The sequence below is a fragment of the Nocardia albiluteola genome (assembly GCF_018860155.1).
Lineage (GTDB): Bacteria > Actinomycetota > Actinomycetes > Mycobacteriales > Mycobacteriaceae > Nocardia > Nocardia albiluteola.
Window position 1 is genome coordinate 357,935 of sequence record NZ_JAHKNI010000005.1, and the last position, 18,263, is coordinate 376,197.

Genomic DNA, 18,263 nt, shown 5'->3' on the forward strand with positions numbered 1-18,263 from the left:
TGGTGTTGGCCTACTGTTGGCACGACAGCGCGCAACACGGAATTAACAATTGCTAGGACTTCCCATGGTGTTGGGTCGGCCGTGGACCGGCTTCGAAGCGGCCGCGCTGCAGGAAGCTACCCGAAAGTCGGTGCGGGAGTTCGCGGCTCATCTCGGCGTGGAGATGACGACCGTCGCCAACTGGCGGTCCGGTCTGAGTGCGGTCACCCCGCGCCCGCTCACCCAGGAGCTGCTCGACACCCTGCTGATGCAGGTCGGTCCGGAGGCGCGCGAACGCTTCGAGCAGATCCTGGCCGAGGGGGAGGCCGCACTGGGTGCGCGTCGGCTGCCCGCGCGTCGCGTCGCGCCGGCGCCCGCAGTACCCGCGCCCGGTGACGACGCGGCCCTGCTGGCCCGGCTCGACGATGCCCGCTCAGTCGTCGACCGCACGGTGTCGGCCTGCACGGTCGGCCCGATGATGGTCGAGCTGATGGAGGAACGAGCCGCGGGCAGAATGCTGGCCTATACCCGCACCCCGCCCGCCCGGGTGCTGGCCACGGTGCTGCCGGACGTGCTCGAGGTGCAGGGGATCGCCGCGCAGCGGCAGCCCGCGGCCATCCAGTCCCGGCTCTCGGAGGTCACCGCGGTGCTGGGTCTGCTGGTGGCGGACGCGCTGATGAAGCTCGGGCAGATCGAACGCGCCAACACCTGGTACGGCTCCGCGCGGATGGCCGCCGATGACACGGCCAACCTGCGGCTGCGCGCCCGGGTGCGGGCACAGCACGCGATGCTGCCGTACTACTACGGCACCCCCGAACAGGCGGTCACGCTCGCGCGGGCGGCACAGGCGCAGCTGCCCGGCGCCGCCGACGACGCCACCGCCCTGGCGGCCGCGGCCGAGGCGCGGGCACTGGCCCGGCTCGGCGACGCCGACGGGGCGGATCTGGCCCTGGCGCGGGCGGTGCGGCATACCGGCCAACTCGGCGACGCCGCCTCGGACGAGGCGTTCCGGTTCGGCGAAAAGCGGCTGCTGCTCTACCAATCCGGCATCCTGACCAATCTCGGGCGCACCGTGGCCGCGCGCCGGGTGCAGGAGCGGGCGCTGGCGCTGTATCGGAACAGCCCGGACGTGCTGATCGACCCGGCGCTCATCGAACTCGACGCCGCGATCGGCTATGCCCTGGAGGGTGCGGTGGATCAGGCCTGCGAGCTGGCCGTGCAGGTGCTGACCACGCTGCCCCCGGAACATCGCACCACGATCGTGCTGACCCGGGCGGCCGCGGTGGTGGACGCCATAGCGCCGGACGGCCGCGGCCGTCCGGCGGCGGACGAGCTGCGGCAGCTGATGTCCGCCGAGACGGGACAGGGTCGGTGATCGCGATGTCGCAACCGGCGGAGCCGGCGGCCGCCGCCGAGTTCACCCCGCAGCGCACCCATCGAATCCTCGAACGGGCTTGCCGCACGGCCGGATTGGATCCGACCGGGGCGCGGCTGCTGCGTCATCACACCAATGCGGTGTACCGGCTGGTCCGCTCTCCGGTCGTGGTGAAGATCGATCGGCCGTGCGACGGGCGGCCGCCGGTCGACGTCGTCGGGCTGGCTCGGTGGCTGCAACGGCAGGATGTGCCGGTGGTGCCGCCGGCGCCGACGCGTCAGCCGCTCGAGTTCGACGGCTGCGCGGTCACCTTCTGGCGGTATCTGCCGCCGTCGCGGGAGATCGTCGCCGCGGACCTGGCCGCGCCCCTGTCGCTGCTGCACGCGCTGCGTACCCGCCCGCCGCAGCGGCTGCCCGGACGGCATCTGCGCGACACCTTCGCCCGCATCGCCGAATCCATCGACGCCAGCCGGATCCTGTCCCCGTCGGATCGCATGCTGCTGCGCGCCGAGCGGGCCCGCCTGGCCGCCCGTGCCCCCGAGATCGCCTTCGCGCTGCCGCCGGGTCTCATCCACGGCGACGCCCATCATCGAAACATGCTGTGGGACAGCACCACCGCAGAGGCGGTGCTGTGCGATCTGGAGAGTGTCGCACTGGGCCAGCCGGAATGGGATCTGGTCACGGTCGAGGTGCACTGCCGCCGCTTCGCGCACCCTTCGATCGAATACGAGAAGTTCTGCCGCGATTACGGTTTCGACGTCCGCGACTGGCCCGGCCACCCCTGGCTCCGCGACCTGCGCGAACTCCGAATGATCACCACCAACGCCTACAAGTCCGCCCCGGGGAGCCCGTGCGCCCGAGAGGTATTGCGCCGCATAGCCGCATTACGCGAGGGCGTCCAGATCCGCTGGCACATCCTCTGATGGATTCGCCTCGCCACCGTGACCGGCTGGCGACCGCTCGGGAGGTATGGCGTACATCCCGGCAGGCTGTGGTCGAGATCAACGGCTGCTTACTGCGTGCCAGTGAACTCCGGTCGCGGGCGCGGCGGCTGAGCGGCCACACGCGGGCGGTATCGACCGGACCACAATGACGCTGGAACGGCCGGTGCCGGTGCGTGCCAGCGGCTACAGGTGGCGAGTGGTGTCGATGCCCAGCGACATGCCCGCCAGGCCGCGGCGGCGCACCGCCAGCTTCTCGGCGATGTCATTCAACGCCTGGGCCGACGGGTTGTCCGGGTGGCTCAGCACGATGGGGGTGCCCGAGTCGCCCGACTCGCGCAGTTCCTGGGTGATCGGGATCTGGCCCAGCAGAGGGACATTCGCGCCGACGGCCTGGGTGAGGCGGTCGGCGACGGCCTGGCCGCCGCCCGAGCCGTACAGGTCCATGCGGCTGCCGTCGGGCAGGTCCAGCCACGACATGTTCTCCACAACGCCGGCGATGCGCTGGCGGGTCTGCAGGGCGATGGCCCCGGCGCGCTCCGCGACCTCGGCCGCGGCGGGCTGGGGGGTGGTCACCACCAGGATCTCCGCGTTCGGGACGAGCTGGGCGATGGAGATCGCGACATCGCCGGTGCCCGGCGGCAGATCCAGCAGCAGGATGTCCAGATCGCCCCAGAACACGTCGGCCAGGAACTGCTGCAGCGCGCGGTGCAGCATCGGGCCGCGCCACACCACGGGGGTGTTGCCCTGGGTGAACATCGCGATCGAGATGACCTTCACCTCGTGCGCGACCGGCGGCATGATCATCCGCTCGACCTGGGTGGGCCGCTGGTCGGTGCCGAGCATGCGGGGCACCGAATGACCGTAGATGTCCGCGTCCAGCACACCGACCGACAGCCCCCGCGCGGCCATGGCCGCCGCGAGATTCACTGTGACGCTGGACTTTCCGACGCCACCCTTACCCGAGGCGACCGCGTACACCCGGGTCAGCGAGCCGGGCTGGGCGAAGGGGATCACCGGCTCGGCCGCATCGCCGCGCAACTGCTTGCGCAGCTCGGTGCGCTGCTGGTCGTTCATGACGTCCAGCTCGACGCTGACCGCGCCCGCGCCCGGCACGTCGGCGACCGCGCGGCGGACCCGCTCGCTGATCTCGGTGCGCATCGGGCAGGCCGCGGTGGTCAGGTAGACCTCCACGTAAATGGCACTGTCGCCGCCGACCGTCACGCTCTTGACCATGCCCAGGTCGGTGATCGGCTTGCGAATCTCCGGGTCGATCACCTTCGCGAGGGCGCCCCGCACATCCGATTCCGTTACCACTGGCATGAGCCGAGTCTAGCGAGGGCGGGATTTCCTCAGATTCGGGGCAGGTTCGCGGCCACCGGTGTGGCGCCGGTCTTGTAGGCGCTCTCCCAGGCCATGACGTTCGCGACGTAGGCCATCGAGTTGTTGTAGCGCATGATTGCCCGTGTCTGCTGCGACGGATCGTTCATGTCCAGGCCGTTCGCGCAGAGATACCTGCCAGCGGTGAGCGAGGCGTCGTAGATGTTCTGCGGGTCGGAGATGCCGGTGCCGCGCGCGTCGCCCGCGTACTTGCGGTACGTGTCGGGCAGGAACTGCATCGGGCCGACCGCGCGGGCGTAGCTGGCCATGCCGTCCAGGGCGCCGCCGTCGGTCTCGGGCACGACATTGTTGCCGTAGAGGCTGCCGTTGAGCTCGGGGCCATAGATCGGCTCGAGCGGGTTGCCGTCGGCGTCGAGCTTGCCGTAGGCCTGGTGCGACTCGATCTGCCCGATACCGGCGAGCAGCTCCCACGGCATGTGGCACTGCGGATCGTCCTGCGCCAGAATGTGTTCCGCGTTCTGGTAGGCGGCGTACGCCACGCCCGGCAGGCCGTTCGGACCGGCGGGCGCCGTGGACTGTGCGCGATCGCTCGGCAGCGCAACCGATTCCACGACCGGCGGCCCCTGATGCCTTGCCATGTGCATGACCTCGTCGGCCACGGGTGCGGCCGCACGCGCCGCCTGCGCCTGCCGATTCGGCGAATCATGGTGTGCCACAGCCAAAGCCGTGAACTCTGCGGTATTCACCTCCGCGGCGGAGGCGGTGCTGACGGCCACGACCCCTGCGGGGACGAGACCCGCCAGGGCGACTACGGATCCGCGCCGGACCAGGGGTTCCGGCTGCTTGCGGTGACGTCCCACGGTGTGGTGACCTCCCATGCTCGCTATGAGCCTTGCGCGATACAACGATGGAAGGTTACCGCATCCGAGATCTTTTCGTTACCCCTTCGTGATCGTCCCTGGTGTTTATCGTTATCGGCCGACCGGAGGCAGCGGAATCACGATGTTGAACGGCAGGGGGATAGCGGGCGGAGCCGGCGCGACCGGCGGCGTGTGGACGGCAGGACCCGGTTCGGGCGTCTTCGACGGCGCGGGGCCGGATTCCGGTGCCTTGGGCGGATTCTGGGCCTGCTGGGTGCCCGCGAGGGCGGGGGCCTGCGCGTTCGGCTGAGCGGGCCCCGGCTGCCCCTGAGCCTGCGGCTGAGTGCAGACGGCGGGCTGCTGGGACTGCGCCTGCGGCGGCTGCGCACCCGGAAGCTGAATGCCGGGCAGTTGCACGCCGCCGGGCAGTTGCACGCCGCCGGGCAGTTGCACGCCGCCGGGCAGTTGCACGCCGCCGGGCAGTTGCACGCCGCCGGGCAGTTGCACGCCGCCGGGCAGTTGCACGCCGCCGGGCAGCTGGATGCCAGCCGGTTGGCTGTTGGGCTGCTGGGCATTCGGTGCCGTCTGCCCGCCGAGGGGGAGCTGTCCGCCCGGCCGCAGCGGTTCGCCCGAATTGGCCTGATTGCCGAGTATGCCGGGCGCCCAGCGCTGTTCGCCGGTCACGTTGTCGCCCGGCGTGGGCAGCGACGGTACCGCCGCCGGGTCGCAGGGATTGGGCTGCGGCGGAGGGCAGAAGATCCCGCAGGGGATCGGAGGCAGGCCCGGGATGTTGATCATCACCGGGGTGGGTGCGGACGGGATGGTCGTGACTACGGGTGCGGGGGCGGTGTCGGGCGCCGACGAGCTGGCCGTGGTCATCTGCGAGCCCGCGCCCTCGGGCATGGTGTCCGGTGGGATCAGGTCGGGGGAGATGCTCACCTGGGTCGGCACACCGCCGGTCCGGTAGGCATCGGACCAGCTCAGCACCTGCGAGGCATAGGCGACCGAATCGTTGTAGCGCAGCACCGCCCGCAGCTCCTGCTGCGGATCGCGCAGGTTCAGTCCGCCCGAGCACAGGTATTTGCCCGCGGCCAGCGCGGCATCGAAGACGTTGTTGGGGTCCGGGTGCCCGTTGCCCTTGGCGTCGGTGGCGTACCGGGACCAGGTGCCGGGCAGGAACTGCATCGGGCCGATCGCGCGCACGTAGTTGCCGTCGGCGGCCCTGATGACCTCGTTGCCCGGCAGTGTGCCGTCCAGCGCGGGACCGTAGATGACCCCGACCGTGGTGCCGTCGGCGTCGGTGTGCCCGCCGCCGGCGTGGTTGGACTCGACCTTTCCGATGCCGGCCAGCAGATTCCAGCTCAGCCCGCAGCCCGGATCGGAGGACTGCAGTGCCAGCTCGGCGTTGCGGTAGGCGGCCAGCACGATCTGCGGGATTCCGAAGGCTCCGGGGCCGTCCGGTAGCGAGAAATCCTGCAGCGGCACGGTGCCGCCGAACAACGCCAGGCCATCGGTCGACGCGGGCATCGCGGTAAGTTTGCGCGCCGGTTCCGGGGCGGCGGGTACCAGCCCGACGCCGGGATCCTTGCCCGGCGCTGCCGAGGCGTCGGCGGCGGCGGCGAGCCAGGGCCCGGGCGCGGTGGGCGCACTCGGGTGCGGAGCTGTACCGACCGCCGAGCCTGAGGCAACTAAACCGGCCACTACCAGCGTCGATACGGTAACCGGTCCAGATATTCGCATCGGCACACCTATCCCCTCTGGTCGTGTCAGCGGCCCCTCGACCACCCGCCGCTGAAGGACAACGTGATCCAGGTTACCCATCGGTCAGCTTGTTGCTATCGATATATGCGGTCAGTTGCCACTGATTTGTCGTGAAACCGGTACTCGACCCCTCTTTTCATCGGATTCTTCCGGTCGCGCGGTCCGGTCGCGCGGGGTCGTCGGTGCCTGCCGGGCATGTCGACGTTCGGGTGCCAGGCTAGAGGGAGCTGCGCGGTTTGCCGTAGTTAGACTCACCGCGAATCAGATGTGGAGGAGTCGCGCATGCCTACCCGCCGTTCGGTGCTCGCCGTCCCCGGCAGTAATCCGCGAATGATCGAGAAGGCCAAGGGGTTGCCGGCCGACGAGATCTTCCTGGACCTCGAGGATGCGGTCGCGCCCGCGGCCAAGGCCGCGGCCCGGGCGAACATCGTCGCGGCGCTGAATTCGCCGGGCTGGGGCGAGCAGATCCGGGTGGTGCGGGTCAACGATTGGACCACCGCGTGGACCTACGCCGATGTGATCGCCGTCGTCGAGGGGGCCGGGGCGCGGCTGGACGCGATCCTGCTGCCCAAGGTGATCGATGCCGGGCAGGTGCGGGCGCTGGATCTGCTGCTGACCCAGCTGGAGAAGGCGTGTGGCCTCGAGGTCGGGCGCATCGGCATCGAGCCGCAGCTGGAAAACGCCCTCGGGCTGCGCAACATCGACGAGATCGCGACCGCGAGCCAGCGGGTGCAGACGCTGGTCTTCGGCCCGGCCGACTTCATGGCCAGCATCAATATGCGCACGCTGGTGGTGGGCGAGCAGCCCGAGGGATACGACACCGGCGATGCCTATCACCACATTCTGATGACCATCCTGCTCGCCGCCCGCGCGCACGGCCTGCAGGCCATCGACGGCCCGTATCTGCAGATTCGGGATCTGGACGCGTTCCGCCGCGCCGCCGCGCGCACGGCGGCACTGGGTTTCGACGGGAAATGGGTGCTGCATCCGACCCAGATCGAGGCCGCGAACGAGATTTTCAGCCCACGCCAGGCGGATTACGACCGGGCCGAGGAAATTCTGGACGCCTACGCGTATCACACCTCGGAACAGGGCGGGGCGCGCGGCGCGGTGATGCTGGGCGAGGAAATGATCGACGAGGCCAGCGCGAAAATGGCTCAGGTCATCGCCGAGAAGGGCCGCGCCGCGGGAATGGCGCGAACCACACGTTTCGTAGCCCCTTCCCCCGCCGCGAACTAGCATTATTGAGTTATGACCAACCCGCTGGGGAACACGAACCGTAATCGGGGGCCGGGCCTGCCGACACCGCCGTCCGGCTGGCCGGTCGGGTCGTACCCGACCTATGCCGAGGCGCAGAAGGCGGTCGACTATCTGGCCGACAATCAATTCCCCGTGCAGAATGTGACCATCGTCGGGGTCGACCTGATGCAGGTCGAGCGGGTCCTCTACCGGCTGACCTGGGGCAAAGTCATTGGCGGGGGCATGGTTTCGGGCGCCTGGCTGGGCCTGTTCCTGGGACTGCTGCTGAGCCTGTTCACCACCGGCGGCGCGGTCGGCCCGCTGATCGTCGGCCTGGTGGGCGGTGTGATCTTCGGTGTGATCTCCACCTCGATTCCCTACGCGGCCACCCGCGGCCAGCGCGACTTCGCCTCCACCATGCAGTTGGTGGCGGGCCGCTACGACGTGCTGTGCGAGCCGAAGGCGGCCGAGCAGGCGCGCGACATGCTGGCCCGGCTGGCCATCTAACGGGGACGGAGAGCCGGCGGAGCTGGCGGGGTGGGTGAGCTCAGGGCTGGGTAGGCTCGAGCGCATGGATGTCGTCGATACCGTCCGGGCGTCGGTGCTGGGCCATTTCGGGGTGCCGTCGGCGGATTCGGCCTCGGTGACCTTCCTGGGGCTCGAGCCGATCGAGATCCTGCGCATTCCCGACGGTGAGTTCGTGCACTATGTCACCCTGGGCGGCGCGCGGCATCCGATGACGGATCCCACTGCGGCCGTGGTGGATCCGACTCGTGGCCCGCGGGCGGAACTGGTGCTGACCCTGCACGCGCGCCGCGGCGTGCCCGCGGGCCTGACCCGGGCACTGGGCGTACTGATCGCCTCACCGGCCGTGGAAGGCATTGTGCTGCAACCGGATGCACTGCTGGATCTGGGAGAACCGCTGTGGGACAACGCGACCTTCACCGCGGCGCTGCTCGGTCCGGGCGATATCCCGGAGCTGCCGCTGCCCGAACCCGCTGACCCGGTGCGCTTCCTGTCGGTCGCACCCATCACCGCGACCGAGGCGGCATGGGTGCGCCTGCGCGGCGCGGCGGCCTTGCGCGAGGCCTGGGCCGAGGCGGGCATCGATATCCGCGATCCCGATCGGGGCGCGGCGAAGCTCTGACCGCGCGATCACCGGGCCCGCTCGGCGCGTCGAGATCGTTTGGGCAATATGGACAGGGTGCGCATCGACCTTCATACCCACAGTTCGGCCTCGGACGGCACCGACAGGCCCGGGGAGCTGGTCCGCAATGCCGCGGCCGCCGGGCTGGACGTGATCGCGATCACCGACCACGACACCACCGCGGGCTGGGCCGAGGCCGTCGAGGCGCTGCCGCCGGGCATGAGCCTGGTGCGGGGGATGGAGATGTCGTGCCAGGGCATGGGGGAGGACGGCTGGCCGGTGCCGGTGCACCTGCTGGCGTACCTGTTCGATCCAGCCGATGCGGCCTTCGCGCGCGAGCGTGAGCGGCTGCGCGCCGAGCGGGTGGCCCGGGTGCGGGCGATGGCCGAGCGGATGGCCGCCGACGGCCTGCCCGTCGATCCCGATGCGGTGCTGGCCTCGGCGGGACCGGCGGCCGGACGACCGCATCTGGCGCGCGCCCTGGTGGCCGCGGGCGTGGTGCCGACGGTGGACGCGGCATTCGTGGATCTCCTGGCCCCGCGCGGGCGGTACTACGCGGAGAAGGCCGATACGCCGCTGGCGAGCGCGGTCGACATGGTGACCGCCGCGGGCGGAGTCGCGGTGGTGGCGCATGCGCGGGCCCGCACGCGCGGGCGGCTGCTGGCGCTGGACGACATCCGTGAGCTGGCAGCGGCCGGGCTCGGCGGGCTCGAGGTGGACCATCCCGATCACAGCGTGGCCGATCGCGAGACGCTGCGGTCCCTCGCGGCCGAGCTGGGCCTGCTGACGACGGGTTCCTCGGACTACCACGGCGCCAACAAGACCATTCGCCTCGGCGAATGCACCACGGACCCGGCGCAATTCGAGAAGCTGGCCGGAAAGGCCACGGGAGTGCCGGTGGTCTCGGCGTGAACGATGTGCGATGCCCCCTCCACACGGGAGGGCGGACGGCATGAGAGTACTGCGGGGGCTGAGCGGGGTGGTTGCCGCCGGAATGGTGGTGCTGATGCTCGTAGTGGCCGGTTCGGCGGTGCTGGGTGCGCTGCGCGGCTACCCGGGGCCGGGGATGCGCATGGTGGCGTGGCATATCGGATTGTCGATAGTGGCCGTGACAGCGCAGGTATTTACCGATAAGCGTCGGGGTTTTGCCGCCTTTTCCGGATCTTTAGTTGTTTTTCTGGCCGCAGGTTATCTATTGGTTACGCAGTGGTGGAATTAACCCATCCGGGATGGTTGCGGTTCGGTGAATTGTGCCCGAACCTTATTAATCGTGACCGCGATTGAGAGCGACGTGCTGGTGCTGGGTGGTGGACCCGCGGGCGTGTGGGCGGCCCTGGCCGCGGCGCGCGCCGGAGCGCGCGTGATCCTGTTCGACAAGGCCCGCTGCGGAAGTAGCGGGCCGACCGCGAAAAATACTGTGTCGCTGTGGAATATTCCGCCCGGGCCGGCGCGCGACGAGGCGGTGGCGCGCGGCCTCGAGGACGGCGGCGGGCTCGGTGATCCGGAATGGATGACGCGGGTGCTGGCCGAGACTCATCGCCGGGTGGATCAGATGACCGGCTGGGGGTATCGCCTCCCGGGTGACCGCGCGGGCCGGTCCGCCCGGGTCTTCCTGAACGGGGCGCACTACCTCACCCGGATGCGCAGGTCCCTCGTCCTGGCCGGGGTGCGGATCTTCGATTTCCACCCGGCGCTGCAGCTGCTCGCGGACGACGAGGGCGTGGTGGCGGGCGCCGCGGGCGTGGAGGTCCGCGACGGCGACCGCGTCTGGTCCGCGCGCGCGGGTGCGGTGGTGCTGGCGACCGGCGGGTGCGCATTCCGCTCCGGCGGCGCCGGGACCGATGTGGACACCGGTGACGGGCTGCTGATGGCCGTCGAGGCCGGGGGCGAGTTGTCGGGAATGGAGTTTTCCAGCGCCTACTCGCTGGTCCCGGCGGGTGGGGCGGTCGTGCCGTGGGGCGCGGCCGGGGCGCGCCGGCCGGGGGCGAGTCCGGCGCCGCCCGAGCTGTCCCACCATTTCGCGATCCTCTGCGACGAGTCGGGCGCGGTATTGGGCGGTGGCGGATTCGGTTCGCGCGCCGAGGCTTTCGCGGCCCTGGCGGACGGACGACGGGTCTATGCACTGGCGCAGGCCGACCCGGAGGGCCTGATGTCCGAGGCCGGCCCGGCGCGGCAGATGCTGTGCCTCGATCCCGAACGGGTGCCGCTGCGCGCCGTGCTGGAGGGCACCGTGCGGGGGACCGGTGGCGTGCGCCTGATCGGATTCGATTGCGCCACCACGGTTCCGGGCCTGTTCGGCGCGGGCGATGTGACCGCGCGCGAGCCGATCACCGGTGCGGTCGGCGGATTCGGCGGCCAGGGCGGGGCCTGGGCGGTGTCGTCCGGGGTGTGGGCCGGGATGGGCGCGGCGAGATTCGCACGCGGGCGGGGACGCCGGGGTCCGGCCCGGCCGGTCCGGGGCGCCGGGTTGCACAGCGTGCCGGGCATCGATCCGCGCGCGGTGATCGGCCTGGTGCAGGAGCACACGCTGCCGCTGCGGCGCAGCTACTGGCGCAGCGCGGGCAGCCTGCGCAACAGCATTGCCGAACTCGACGCCATCTGGCCGGCCACCGAATTCGATCTCGGTGGCAGTGGTCCGGACCAGGTGCGGGCCCGGGAGGCGGCGGCGCTGCTGGCGGTGGCGCGGTGGACGAAATACAGCGCGCTGGCCCGCACCGAATCGCGCGGCATGCATCGGCGCACCGACCATCCGGTGCCGGACGAGCGGTGGCGCACGCGGCTGCTCGCCGGGGGCCTGGACGCGGTGTGGGTGCGCCCGGACGACGAGGGCGTGCTGCACGGCAGCCCCCAACCGACGGATCTGGCCTCGGTGTGACGGCTCACCCGGGGCCGCCGCGGCCGGTGCGACTGCTCACCGAGATGTCGCAGGGCTGCGAGTCTTCACTAACCCGGGGGTAATTCGGGTCACCTACCGTCGGACGATGGAATGCACCACCGTCCGAACCGTGATTTGGCAAGTCCGCGACCTACTGGCAGAATGTTCCGGATCCCGGCCGACGCCACCGCCCGGCCCGGGATGGTTGGTGAACGGCGATCCGTGACGCACGGCTCCGGTCCGCGGTTCGCCACTGGATCCACCTGCCCGGCGGTTCCGCACGCTCCGCCGCCTAGTTATCCCCGAAGGCATTGCCCGGACCACCCGTCCGGTTTCTCGCTCGATGGATCTTGTGCCGCAATACGCAAACCGTGTCTCGAAATACCCTGCGCGACTTGCCGCAATGTAACTACTGAACGGTATTGAGAGACGAGCGCGAGCGTCTTGTCCGCACCCGCGAGTAACCCGTAAAACCCCTATTTTCCATACCCGACGGTAACCGTCCCCCGGTTTAGCCCGCACCGAGCAGGAGTGAAATCGTGTCATCTGTGACTGACGCACCGAATGCAACTTCCAGCCTGTCCGAGATCACGCACGATGAGATTTTCGCCGGCCATCTCGGAGGCAAGCTCTCGGTGGAACTCAGCGCGCCGCTCGAATCGCAGCGCGATCTGTCGATCGCTTATACCCCGGGCGTGGCGCAGGTGAGCCGGGCCATCGCGGCCGACGGCGAGCTCGCCAAGCGGTACACGTGGACCGACCGGCTGGTCGCGGTCATCAGCGACGGCACCGCGGTGCTGGGCCTGGGCGATATCGGCCCGCGCGCCTCGCTGCCGGTCATGGAGGGCAAGGCCGCGCTGTTCAAGAAGTTCGCCGGGCTCAATTCGATTCCGATCGTCCTGGACACCAAGGACGTCGACGAGATCGTGGAGACCATCATCCGGCTGCGGCCCAGCTTCGGCGCGGTCAACCTGGAGGACATCTCGGCCCCGCGCTGCTTCGAGATCGAGAAGCGTGTCATCGAGGCGCTGGACTGCCCGGTCATGCACGACGACCAGCACGGCACCGCGATCGTGGTGCTGGCCGCGCTCAACGGCGCCGCCGCCGTGCAGGGCCGCGACATCAAGGGCTTGAAGGTCGTCATCTCCGGCGCGGGCGCGGCCGGTGTGGCCTGCGCGAACATCCTGCTGGCCGCGGGCGTTTCCGATGTGGTCGTGCTCGACTCGAAGGGCATCGTCAGCACTGCCCGTGGCGACCTGAACGAGGTCAAGGCCGAGCTGGCCCAGCGCACCAACCCGCGCGGCCTGAGCGGCACCGCCGCCGACGCGCTCGCGGGCGCCGACGTGTTCATGGGCCTGTCCGCGGGCACCATCGCCGAGGACCTGATCGCCTCGATGGCCCCGGAGGCGATCGTGTTCGCCATGTCCAACCCGGATCCGGAGATCCACCCCGACGTGGCGAGCAAGTACGCCGCGATCGTGGCCACCGGCCGCAGCGACTTCCCGAACCAGATCAACAATGTGCTGGCCTTCCCCGGCGTGTTCAAGGGCGCGCTGGACGCGGGCGCGCGCCGTATCACCGAGGGCATGAAGGTGGCCGCCGCCAACGCGATCTTCGGCGTCGTGCGCGACGAGCTGGCCGTGGACAAGATCATCCCGAGCCCGCTGGACCCGCGGGTCGCCCCCGCGGTGGCCGAGGCCGTCGCGGCCGAGGCGCGCGCCGAAGGCGTTGCGTAGCAATCGAAGTGGTAACAGGTAAGGGGCGCCCCACGCCGCGGCGGGTGGGGCGCCCCGCGCCGTCCGGGGACGGTGGTGCGGTGCCGGACGGTCCGGTGTCTGTCGCCGGGCCGGTCGTCGCCGATCAGCGGATCGACGATCCGGCGGTGGATACTGCTGATGCTCGGGTGCTCACTCCGGTCGGCGATGCAGCGCACCGCGCGGCGGGCCCGCGGCGCCCGGGGGCGATGGTCGTGGGGCCGTTGGCTATCGCGCTCGCGGTGGCGCTGGTGCTCGTGGGGTGTGTGGCATCTGCGCCAGTCGACGACAGCGTGCGGCTGAGCGCGTCCCCGGTGGCGATCGCCGGTGTGGCGCCGACCCCGCCGATGGGCTGGAACTCCTGGAACGGCTACGGCTGCGGCGTGGACGCGCGGACGGTCGAGGCGGCGGCCGACGCGATGGTCGCGAGCGGGATGCGCGCCGCGGGTTACCGGTACGTGGTCGTCGATGACTGCTGGTTCACCCCGCGACGCACGACATCGGGTGCGCTGCAAGCGGATCCGACGCGGTTTCCGCAGGGGATGAAGGCGCTGGCGGACTATGTGCACGCGCGCGGGCTGAAGTTCGGGATCTACCAGAGCCCGAACGCGCGGACCTGCGCGCAGCTCGGCGGCACCTACCCAGGCAGCACGGGGAGTGCGGGCCACGAGGCGCTCGATGCCCGCACGTTCGCCTCGTGGGGGGTGGATTACCTCAAATACGATTGGTGCGCACCGGATTCCAATCTCGATCGGCAGGTCGCGGCGTTCACCCGGATGCGGGACGCGTTGCGCGCCACCGGGAGAGCGATCGTCTACAGCATCAATCCCAACAGCGATGTGCCCGGCGCGCCGCCGGGCGCGATCTACGACTGGTCCGGCATCGGCACGCTGTGGCGCACCACCAACGACGCGTATCCCGGCTGGGCACTGGGGATGGGAACGGCAGGGGGCCAGGGCATCCGCGAAATCCTGGAAGCCGCGGCGACCCCGGTCGCCCGTTCGGGGCCGGACCACTGGCCCGACCCGGACATGCTCGACGTCGGTGTGGCGGGCGTGCCCGGCACCACCTATCCCGGGCTCACCCCCGCCGAGCAGCGCACCCAGTTCGGCATGTGGTCCATGCTGGCCGCCCCGCTGATCGCGGGCAATGCGCTGCCGTACATGGACGAGACGACCTGGCGGCTGCTCACCGATTCGGAAGTGATTGCGGTGGATCAGGATCCGTCGGGACCGGCGACGGTTGTTCCGGAAACGGGCGGAAAGGTTTGGCGCAGGACACTTTCGGACGGTTCGGTCGCTGTTGCCCTGTGGAACAACGGCGATTCCGATACTCGAATTTCTGTTCCGCTCGATGCATTAGGACTACCGGCCGCGGACCGCTACGTGTCCCGAAACTTGTGGACCGGGGACCAGGTACAGTCGAGCGGCGCTGTCGCCGACGAGGTCGCCGCGCACGACACCGTAATACTGCGCGTGCGTCCGGCCTCGTCGACCTGATTGCGGTGCAGCGCTATCGGCCCTCTTGCGCCCGCGGCGGAATACAAGAATTCGTCCGAAAATACGCCACGGCTAGTGCTCCTCGGCTCTCGGCATGCGCATGGTGAACACGAATGTCGCGCCGACACCGTCGATCGGCTCGGCGCACACCAGATCCCCGCCGTGGGCGCGGGCGATGCCGCGAGCGATGGGCAGCCCCAATCCCGCACCGGCGGAGCGGGTTTGGCGCGCCTCGTCCAGGCGGACCATCCGGTCGAATATTCGCATGCGATCGGCGACCGGCACGCCGGGGCCGGTGTCGGAGATCGTGATCCGGGCGCAGTCGCCCACGACACCAACCTGCACGTCGACCCTTCCGCCCTCGGGCATGGCCTGGCAGGCGTTGCCGAGCACGTTCACCAGCACCTGCCCGACGCGGTCGGGATCGGCCAGGACCGGCACGGATGCACCGTTCAGCGCGAAATCGACGGTGGGATGCAGCATCCGGATCCGATCGAGCTGCACCTGCGCCAGCTCGTACAGGTCCACCGCCTCGAAGTCCAGGTGCAGCCCCGCGTCGATGCGTGCCATGTCGAGCAGATCCTCGACCAGCCGACCGGCCCGCTGCGCCTCGCGCGCGAGCAGCAGATACATGCGTTGGCGCTCCTCCGGATCGGCGTCCGCGGGCTGATGCAACACCGCCTCGGCGATGGCGCGGATGCCCGCGACCGGCGTGCGCAGCTCGTGCGCGGCGTCGCCGACGAAGGCACGCAGCTGCTGTTCGGAGTCGCGCGCCCGCGCCTCAGCACCCTCGAGCGCATCGAGCATTTCGTCGAAAGCGCTTGCGGTACGGCCGAGTTCGGTATTGGTGCTGGCGGGGGTCAGGCGCCGCCCACGGTGGCCGCGGGCGATGTCGCGGGCCAGCCGGGTCATCGCGTCCAGGGGCGCCAGCGCGCGCCGCACACCGAACCACAGCCCGCCCGCGAGCAGCACCAGCGCGCCCGCGATCGCGCTGATCAGCACCCATCCCAGCTGCTGCTGGATCTTGGCTAGCAGCGGGGTGTCGACCTGCAGCGTGAGGTGCGCGTGGTTGGCCGCACCGCGGCCGGTCAGCACGACCTGACGGGTCTTGGCCACGGTCTCGGCCTCTCGGCGCGGGGTCAGGCTGCCGTAGGCGCGCCCGTCGGTGAGCACCAGCCGCGCGCGCACCGAGCGGTTGTCCACGCGGGTGATCAACTCGGCCGGCGGAGTGCCCTGCTGGGCGAGCTGACGGGCCAGCTGGATCCGGTCGGCCAGGGTGGTGTCCTCGCTGCGCGAGACCACGACCCCGAACAGGCTGTTCACGACCAGCGCGACGACCACGAGCGCGATGCCGGAAACGACTGCGGCGGTGAGGGTTACCCTGCGGCGCAGGGAGACGGTCTTCATTCCGCCCGCAGCGCGTAGCCCATGCCGCGCACCGTGTGCAGCAGGCGGGGTCCGTGTTCCTCGAGCTTGCGACGTACCGCGCTCACATACACCTCCACCAGATTCGGGTCGTAATCCTCGTAACCCCATACGGCGGTGAGGATCTGGGTCTTGGTGACCACCTGGTCGCGGTGCGCGGCCAGATAGGCCAGCAGCTTGAACTCGGTCGCGGTCAGGGCCACGGATTCCCTGCCGCGCAACACGATTCCCGAATCGACATCGACGATCAGATCCGCGACCGTGATCTTGGTCTGCAGCTTGCCCATCCGCCGCAGCAGCGCCTCCACCCGGGCCACCAGCTCCGCCAGATCGAACGGCTTGACGACGTAGTCGTCCGAGCCCGCGCGCAGCCCGCGCACCCGGTCCTCGACGCCGTCGCGCGCGGTCAGCATCACCACGCCCGCCGCGCAGCGCGCGCGGACCGATTCCAGCAGCTCGAAGCCGTCGCGCCCGGGCAGCATCACGTCCAGGACCACCACATCGGGGCGGAACTGGCTCAGATCGCGCTCGAGCTGGGCGCCGTCGGGGCGGGCGAGCACCTCGTGACCGGCGGCGCCCAGGCCGGACGCGACCGCCGCCCGAATGGCGTCGGCATCTTCGATGACCAGAATTCGACCGTTCTGCACGCATTTCATTCTTGCCGGTCCACGGCGAGAAATATCGGTCCGGGCTGAGGATTGGCTGAAGGAAGGCCCGGACGGGCGCCGATCCGGTCATTGTGCGGCCGATACTCGATTCATGGGCAGCCAATCAGCACAGTGGATGCGCAGCGCGCGGGTGCTGCGCCGGGCGGGATTCGGCGCGACCGGGCCCGAGATCGACGCGGTCACGGACCCTACGGCGTATCTGAACGCCGCGCTGACCTCGGACCCCGAGGCCGATCCCGGCGCCCGCGCCACCCCGATGCCGCAATTCACCCCGCCGGCGCCCACGGGCAAGAACGCGAGCATCGCGGATCGCAAGCACTACAACGCCGAGATCAACGCGCAGCAGGACGCGCTGACCATATGGTGGCTCCGACGGATGGCCGCGGTGCAGGTGCCGGTCCGGGAGAAGCTGACCCTGCTGTGGCACAACCACTTCGCCACCTCGGCGCAGAAGGTCCGCAGCGCGGTGCAGATGGCCGCGCAGAACCGGACGCTGCGCACCCTGGGCGCCGGGGACTTCTCGGCCCTGGCCTACGCGATGCTGACCGACCCGGCGATGTTGCGCTGGCTCGACGGCCAGACCAATACCGCCAAGGCGCCCAACGAGAATCTGTCCCGGGAGTTCATGGAGCTGTTCGCGCTCGGGCACAGCAACGGCTACACCGAAACCGATGTGCGCGAGGGCGCCCGGGCCCTGACCGGCTGGGTTATCAAGGACGAGGCCGCGGTCTTCGATCCCAAGCGCCACGATTCCGGCACCAAAACCCTGCTCGGCGTGACGGGTCCGCTGGGTACGCGGGAGTACTGCGATGTGGTGCTTTCCCACCCGCAGTCGGCCGGGTTCGTGGCCGGGCGCATGTGGCAGCAGCTGGCCTCGGACGATCCGCCGTCGGCGGCGGCGCTGGGACGCCTGACCGCGGCGTACGGGCCCGGCCGCAACCTCGCCGCGCTGATCACCGCGATCCTGTCCGACCCCGAATTCACCGGCGCCCGAAACACGGTCGTGCATGCCCCGGTGGAATGGCTGATCGGTGCGGTGCGCGCGTTCCGGGTGCCGCTGACCGAGGATGCCGATGCCCGGCACGTCGTCTACCTGTTGCGCACCCTCGGACAGCTGCCCTTCTATCCGCCGAATGTGGGCGGCTGGTCCAGCGGTCAGTCGTGGATGTCCACCGCCGCCGCCCAGACCCGGCTCTCGGCGATCACGGGCCTGCTGAAAAAGGCCGACCTGAGCCCGATTTCGGACGCGGGCACCTCCGAGCGCGTGGACGCCGCCGGGCATCTGCTCGGCATCGGCGCCTGGTCCGACCGCAGCGCCAAGGTGCTGAGCGCGGCGGTCGCGAATCCGGCCCGGCTGGCCGCGATCGCCGTGAACACGCCCGAATACCTGACGAGCTGA

16 protein-coding genes are annotated in these 18,263 nt (G+C 70.2%); 11 read left to right on the forward strand and 5 right to left on the reverse strand.

Annotation, left to right across the window (positions count from 1 at the left end; genetic code table 11):
• The first annotated feature begins 64 nt into the window (after positions 1-64).
• Together KO481_RS17560 and KO481_RS17565 are read left to right on the forward strand one after the other, a co-directional pair.
• Entirely contained in the window at positions 65-1,354 is a 1,290-nt protein-coding gene (locus tag KO481_RS17560) for an NsdA family TPR-like regulatory protein (protein ID WP_215918227.1), read from the forward strand.
• Between the two features lie 5 nt (positions 1,355-1,359).
• Complete coding sequence (locus KO481_RS17565; protein ID WP_215918228.1) at positions 1,360-2,277, forward strand: aminoglycoside phosphotransferase family protein; 918 nt, start codon at positions 1,360-1,362, stop codon at positions 2,275-2,277.
• 204 nt (positions 2,278-2,481) lie between these two features.
• Here KO481_RS17565 and KO481_RS17570 read toward each other — a convergent pair whose 3' ends face one another.
• From KO481_RS17570 to KO481_RS17580, 3 genes are all read right to left on the reverse strand, one after another.
• Complete coding sequence (locus KO481_RS17570) at positions 2,482-3,618, reverse strand: Mrp/NBP35 family ATP-binding protein (RefSeq protein WP_215918229.1); 1,137 nt, start codon at positions 3,616-3,618, stop codon at positions 2,482-2,484.
• 29 nt (positions 3,619-3,647) lie between these two features.
• Positions 3,648-4,496: a lytic transglycosylase domain-containing protein gene (locus tag KO481_RS17575; RefSeq protein WP_215918437.1), complete on the reverse strand. Its 849-nt coding sequence runs from the start codon at positions 4,494-4,496 to the stop codon at positions 3,648-3,650.
• 111 nt (positions 4,497-4,607) lie between these two features.
• The gene (locus KO481_RS17580; protein WP_308166655.1) at positions 4,608-6,197 is read right to left on the reverse strand and encodes a lytic murein transglycosylase; all 1,590 of its coding nucleotides are present in this window, start codon (positions 6,195-6,197) and stop codon (positions 4,608-4,610) included.
• Between the two features lie 342 nt (positions 6,198-6,539).
• On the opposite strand from KO481_RS17580, the gene KO481_RS17585 reads away from it, so the two are divergent.
• The 8 genes from KO481_RS17585 to KO481_RS17620 all read left to right on the forward strand — a co-directional run bounded on the left by KO481_RS17585 (position 6,540) and on the right by KO481_RS17620 (position 14,771).
• On the forward strand, positions 6,540-7,496 hold the full coding sequence (locus KO481_RS17585) for an HpcH/HpaI aldolase/citrate lyase family protein (protein ID WP_215918231.1): 957 nt from the start codon (positions 6,540-6,542) through the stop codon (positions 7,494-7,496).
• A gap of 12 nt (positions 7,497-7,508) precedes the next feature.
• Complete coding sequence (locus KO481_RS17590) at positions 7,509-8,003, forward strand: YflT domain-containing protein (protein ID WP_215918232.1); 495 nt, start codon at positions 7,509-7,511, stop codon at positions 8,001-8,003.
• Between the two features lie 64 nt (positions 8,004-8,067).
• Positions 8,068-8,643 carry a suppressor of fused domain protein gene (locus KO481_RS17595; protein ID WP_215918233.1) on the forward strand — a complete coding sequence of 192 codons (576 nt, stop codon included), beginning with the start codon at positions 8,068-8,070 and terminating at the stop codon, positions 8,641-8,643.
• Positions 8,644-8,700: 57 nt separating this feature from the next.
• Positions 8,701-9,555, forward strand: coding sequence for a PHP domain-containing protein (locus KO481_RS17600; RefSeq protein WP_215918234.1), 855 nt, complete (start codon positions 8,701-8,703; stop codon positions 9,553-9,555).
• A 40-nt stretch (positions 9,556-9,595) separates the two neighbouring features.
• Entirely contained in the window at positions 9,596-9,862 is a 267-nt protein-coding gene (locus KO481_RS17605; protein ID WP_215918235.1) for a hypothetical protein, read from the forward strand.
• Between the two features lie 51 nt (positions 9,863-9,913).
• Positions 9,914-11,518 (forward strand): FAD-dependent oxidoreductase, encoded by a 1,605-nt coding sequence (locus KO481_RS17610; RefSeq protein ID WP_215918236.1) that lies wholly within the window; start codon positions 9,914-9,916, stop codon positions 11,516-11,518.
• 539 nt (positions 11,519-12,057) lie between these two features.
• Positions 12,058-13,254 (forward strand): NAD(P)-dependent malic enzyme, encoded by a 1,197-nt coding sequence (locus KO481_RS17615; RefSeq protein WP_372452063.1) that lies wholly within the window; start codon positions 12,058-12,060, stop codon positions 13,252-13,254.
• Between the two features lie 80 nt (positions 13,255-13,334).
• Complete coding sequence (locus KO481_RS17620; RefSeq protein ID WP_308166656.1) at positions 13,335-14,771, forward strand: glycoside hydrolase family 27 protein; 1,437 nt, start codon at positions 13,335-13,337, stop codon at positions 14,769-14,771.
• 72 nt (positions 14,772-14,843) lie between these two features.
• Here the strand turns inward: KO481_RS17620 and KO481_RS17625 are convergent, their stop codons facing one another.
• On the reverse strand, positions 14,844-16,178 hold the full coding sequence (locus KO481_RS17625; protein WP_215918237.1) for a sensor histidine kinase: 1,335 nt from the start codon (positions 16,176-16,178) through the stop codon (positions 14,844-14,846).
• Positions 16,175-16,852, reverse strand: coding sequence for a response regulator transcription factor (locus tag KO481_RS17630; RefSeq protein WP_215918238.1), 678 nt, complete (start codon positions 16,850-16,852; stop codon positions 16,175-16,177). The genes KO481_RS17625 and KO481_RS17630 overlap by 4 nt, the downstream gene beginning before the upstream one ends.
• A gap of 103 nt (positions 16,853-16,955) precedes the next feature.
• On the opposite strand from KO481_RS17630, the gene KO481_RS17635 reads away from it, so the two are divergent.
• A complete protein-coding gene (locus tag KO481_RS17635) occupies positions 16,956-18,263 on the forward strand; it encodes a DUF1800 domain-containing protein (protein ID WP_215918239.1) in 1,308 nt (435 codons plus the stop codon).

What these genes read in the sequence shown, in the direction of transcription:
- KO481_RS17560 (WP_215918227.1), top strand. Translation starts at nt 65, where the DNA reads ATGGTGTTGGGTCGGCCGTGGACCGGCTTCGAAGCGGCCGCGCTGCAG.
- KO481_RS17565 (WP_215918228.1), top strand. Translation starts at nt 1,360, where the DNA reads ATGTCGCAACCGGCGGAGCCGGCGGCCGCCGCCGAGTTCACCCCGCAG.
- KO481_RS17570 (WP_215918229.1), bottom strand. Translation starts at nt 3,618, where the DNA reads ATGCCAGTGGTAACGGAATCGGATGTGCGGGGCGCCCTCGCGAAGGTG.
- KO481_RS17585 (WP_215918231.1), top strand. Translation starts at nt 6,540, where the DNA reads ATGCCTACCCGCCGTTCGGTGCTCGCCGTCCCCGGCAGTAATCCGCGA.
- KO481_RS17590 (WP_215918232.1), top strand. Translation starts at nt 7,509, where the DNA reads ATGACCAACCCGCTGGGGAACACGAACCGTAATCGGGGGCCGGGCCTG.
- KO481_RS17595 (WP_215918233.1), top strand. Translation starts at nt 8,068, where the DNA reads ATGGATGTCGTCGATACCGTCCGGGCGTCGGTGCTGGGCCATTTCGGG.
- KO481_RS17605 (WP_215918235.1), top strand. Translation starts at nt 9,596, where the DNA reads ATGAGAGTACTGCGGGGGCTGAGCGGGGTGGTTGCCGCCGGAATGGTG.
- KO481_RS17625 (WP_215918237.1), bottom strand. Translation starts at nt 16,178, where the DNA reads ATGAAGACCGTCTCCCTGCGCCGCAGGGTAACCCTCACCGCCGCAGTC.
- KO481_RS17630 (WP_215918238.1), bottom strand. Translation starts at nt 16,852, where the DNA reads ATGAAATGCGTGCAGAACGGTCGAATTCTGGTCATCGAAGATGCCGAC.
- KO481_RS17635 (WP_215918239.1), top strand. Translation starts at nt 16,956, where the DNA reads ATGGGCAGCCAATCAGCACAGTGGATGCGCAGCGCGCGGGTGCTGCGC.